Origin of the sequence: Vibrio sp. 10N.222.48.A3 (genome assembly GCF_041475345.1) — a bacterium.
Classification (GTDB): Bacteria; Pseudomonadota; Gammaproteobacteria; order Enterobacterales; family Vibrionaceae; genus Vibrio; species Vibrio tasmaniensis_A.
The window spans coordinates 1-3,771 of sequence record NZ_JBFRVX010000192.1 but is presented as its reverse complement, the minus strand read 5'-3'; the positions used below and the strand labels follow the sequence as shown (position 1 = coordinate 3,771).

The 3,771-nt window shown below is 45.5% G+C and carries 5 protein-coding genes; all 5 read right to left on the bottom strand.

Features of this window, described 5'->3' with window-relative positions; translation table 11 throughout:
• Positions 1-151: 151 nt before the first annotated feature.
• Positions 152-1,396, bottom strand: a complete 1,245-nt coding sequence (fabF, locus tag AB4653_RS06865; protein ID WP_004736554.1) for a beta-ketoacyl-ACP synthase II — start codon at positions 1,394-1,396, stop codon at positions 152-154.
• Positions 1,397-1,489: 93 nt separating this feature from the next.
• On the bottom strand, positions 1,490-1,723 hold the full coding sequence (acpP, locus tag AB4653_RS06860; protein ID WP_012603569.1) for an acyl carrier protein: 234 nt from the start codon (positions 1,721-1,723) through the stop codon (positions 1,490-1,492).
• A 166-nt stretch (positions 1,724-1,889) separates the two neighbouring features.
• Positions 1,890-2,624 carry a 3-oxoacyl-ACP reductase FabG gene (fabG, locus tag AB4653_RS06855; RefSeq protein ID WP_029222897.1) on the bottom strand — a complete coding sequence of 245 codons (735 nt, stop codon included), beginning with the start codon at positions 2,622-2,624 and terminating at the stop codon, positions 1,890-1,892.
• 25 nt (positions 2,625-2,649) lie between these two features.
• Entirely contained in the window at positions 2,650-3,573 is a 924-nt protein-coding gene (fabD, locus tag AB4653_RS06850; RefSeq protein ID WP_012603567.1) for an ACP S-malonyltransferase, read from the bottom strand.
• Between the two features lie 81 nt (positions 3,574-3,654).
• A partial coding sequence (locus AB4653_RS06845) for a 3-oxoacyl-[acyl-carrier-protein] synthase III C-terminal domain-containing protein (protein ID WP_372103647.1) occupies positions 3,655-3,771 on the bottom strand: 117 nt, incomplete at its 5' end.

Genomic DNA, 3,771 nt, shown 5'->3' with positions numbered 1-3,771 from the left:
ATCTAAGATATCGACAGTTTGCTGACTTTCTCCATCAACCCAAAACATGTTTTTCCCCATAAAAAGAAACGGCTCAATGCTAAAGCATCGAGCCGTTTAAAAACAGTTCTAATTATGACTATCTACGATGTTTGACTCTTATATAAGATGATTAAATCTTTTTGAAGATCAAACAGCCGTTAGTACCACCGAAACCGAATGAGTTACATGCAGCATATTCCATGCCGCTAACTTTACGCGCGGTGTGAGGTACTAAGTCAATATCTAAGCCTTCTTCAGGATCATCTAAATTGATTGTTGGTGGAACAATTTGATCAATTAGAGACATCGCTGTGATGATAGCTTCAGCAGAACCCGCAGCACCTAGAAGGTGGCCTGTCATTGACTTCGTAGAAGAAACCAAGACTTGCTTGCTGCCTGCTTCGCCAAGAGCACGCTTGATGCCCTTCACTTCCGCTACGTCACCTGCAGGAGTCGAAGTACCGTGTGCGTTAACATAACCGATTTGTTCACCAGTAATGCCAGCATCACGCATAGCCGCTTCCATTGCTAGTGCGCCACCAGAACCATCTTCACTTGGAGATGTCATGTGGTAAGCGTCACCCGACATACCGAAGCCAACTAGCTCACAGTAAATCTTAGCGCCACGAGCTTTAGCATGTTCATACTCTTCAAGAACCATCATGCCTGCACCGTCACCAAGAACGAAGCCGTCACGGCCTTTGTCCCATGGACGAGAAGCTTTTTGAGGCTCATCGTTACGAGTAGACAGTGCTTTAGCCGCACCAAAACCGCCCATACCTAGTGGTGTCGATGCTTTTTCAGCACCACCCGCTAGCATTGCGTCAGCATCGCCGTATGCAATCATACGAGCCGCGTGGCCAATGTTATGTAGGCCAGTCGTACATGCTGTAGAGATCGCGATGTTTGGACCGCGTAGGCCACGCATGATAGACATGTGACCCGCAATCATATTCACGATCGTCGACGGTACGAAGAACGGGCTGATTTTACGAGGGCCTTTTTCAGTTAGAGCCTTGTGACCGGCTTCGATCAAACCAAGACCACCAATACCAGAACCGATAGCAACGCCTACACGAGGAGCGTTTTCTTCAGTAATAGTTAGGGCTGAATCATCTAAAGCTTGAATACCTGCTGCGACGCCGTACTGGATGAACAAGTCCATCTTACGAGCATCTTTTTTAGTCATATACTCTTCGCAGTTAAAGTCTTTAACTAGACCTGCAAAACGAGTTGAGAAATTGGTTGCATCAAAATGATCGATATTAACGATACCACTTTGACCAGCTAGCAGGGCTTTCCAAGAAGATTCTACAGTGTTGCCTACCGGCGACAACATACCCATGCCAGTGACAACTACACGACGCTTGGACACGATATTACACTCCGGGGATTGAGGTGATTTAAGATGAGGATAGATGAGTTAGATAAAACACAGGCGGTCGAGGTGACCGCCTGGGAGAGATTATTACTGAGCGCTAGTTACGTAATCGATAGCAGCTTGAACAGTAGTAATTTTCTCAGCTTCGTCATCTGGAATCTCAGTGTCGAATTCTTCTTCTAGAGCCATTACTAGCTCCACTGTGTCTAGAGAATCTGCACCTAGGTCATCAACGAAAGAAGCTTCGTTTTTAACTTCAGCTTCGTCTACACCTAGCTGTTCAACAATGATTTTCTTTACGCGTTCTTCGAGGTTGCTCATTTTTTCTTTTCCTTTACAGAGTTCGCTTTATGCGATGTTTTCCGTAGTTTATTCAATCTATTGAAAGTTGCAAGGTCAACTTTTCTGGTCAAACCACAATTTTCACGATTTTAACCGAAATTACGTATGATCTTGACTTAAATCATGCACAAATGTTGCACATAATTTACACCATGTACATACCGCCATTGACGTGAAGTGTTTCACCTGTGATATAAGCTGCCGCAGGTGACGCCAAAAATACCACAGCTTCAGCGATTTCGCGAGGATCACCTAGTCGACCTGCTGGTACATTCGCCAAAGTTACTGCACGTTGGTCATCATTTAGCGCTTTAGTCATGTCAGTTTCGATGAAACCAGGTGCTACAGTGTTCACTGTAATACCACGAGACGCAACTTCACGAGCCATTGATTTAGTAAAACCAATTACGCCTGCTTTTGCAGCTGCGTAGTTAGCTTGACCAGCGTTACCCATAGTACCGACTACAGAACCAACGTTTACGATACGTCCTTGACGCTTCTTCATCATGCCACGCAATACAGCTTTAGACATGCGGAAGATAGGCGTTAGGTTAGTATCGATGATGTCATTCCATTCATCGTCTTTCATACGCATAAGTAGGTTATCACGAGTGATACCTGCGTTGTTAACCAGAATGTCAATCGCACCGAATTCATCGTTGATGGTTTTCAGTGTAGCTGCAATTGAGTCAACATCCGTTACATTAAGAGCAAGACCTTTACCGTTCTCACCTAGGTACTCACTGATTGCAGCAGCGCCGCCTTCAGACGTAGCAGTACCGATAACTTTAGCACCACGCTCAACTAAAAGTTCAGCGATTGCACGACCGATACCACGGCTTGCGCCTGTAACTAGTGCAACTTTGCCTTCTAAATTCATCATAACTTCTCTATTAAGTGTTTATTTACTTAGCAGCTTCTAGTGATGCAGTGTCATTAACTGCAGCAGCTGTCATAGTTTTTACGATTCGTTTTGTTAGACCGGTAAGAACTTTACCTGGGCCTAATTCTAGTAGCTTCTCTACGCCTTGCTCATTCATAGCTTGTACACCTTCAGTCCAACGAACGGGGCTGTACAGCTGGCGAACAAGTGCGCTTTTGATTTTTGCCGGGTCTGTTTCAGCAATAACATCAACGTTATTGATAACAGGCAGTGCCGGCGTGTTGAACTCTAGAGCTTCCAGAGCAACCGCTAGCTTGTCTGCTGCAGGCTTCATAAGGGCACAGTGAGATGGCACAGATACTGGTAAAGGAAGAGCACGTTTAGCGCCCGCTTCTTTACATAGTGCACCAGCGCGCTCTACTGCTGCTTTGTTACCCGCGATAACAACTTGACCAGGTGAATTGAAGTTAACTGGTGACACAACTTCGTCTTGTGCCGCTTCTTCACACGCTTTAGCAATCGCTTCATCATCTAGACCGATGATTGCGTACATTGCACCAACGCCCGCAGGAACCGCTTCTTGCATCAGTTGACCACGTAGCTCAACTAGCTTGATCGCTTCTTTAAAGTCGATAACACCCGCACACACTAGTGCAGAGTATTCGCCTAGGCTGTGACCTGCTAGGTTTGCAGGTTGCTCTAGACCAAGCTCTTGCCATACACGCCAGATTGCAACAGACGCTGTTAGTAGAGCCGGTTGAGTACGGAAAGTTTCATTTAGATTTTCTACTGGACCATCTTGAACCAATGCCCATAGATCGTAACCAAGTGCTTCTGAAGCTTCAGCAAATGTCTTTTTAACAACATCATACTGTTCGCCTAGGTCAGCAAGCATACCGATAGCTTGAGAGCCTTGGCCTGGGAATACGATAGCAAATTTGCTCATAGTAATTTTCCTTTAAGCAAAGCAAAAAAATTGAACAAGGCACATAAGTTATGTGCCTTGTTTGTTGATTATCGCTTGGGGTTAGAATTTAACTAACGCAGAACCCCAAGTGAAGCCGCCGCCAAACGCTTCAAGTAGAAGCGTTTGGCCACGTTTAATTCGCCCGTCGCGAACAGCCTCATCAAGGGCCGTTGGTAC

Coding starts and splice junctions, on each gene's coding strand:
- acpP (WP_012603569.1), bottom strand. CDS start 1,723: ATGAGCAACCTCGAAGAACGCGTAAAGAAAATCATTGTTGAACAGCTA.
- fabG (WP_029222897.1), bottom strand. CDS start 2,624: ATGAATTTAGAAGGCAAAGTTGCACTAGTTACAGGCGCAAGCCGTGGT.
- fabD (WP_012603567.1), bottom strand. CDS start 3,573: ATGAGCAAATTTGCTATCGTATTCCCAGGCCAAGGCTCTCAAGCTATC.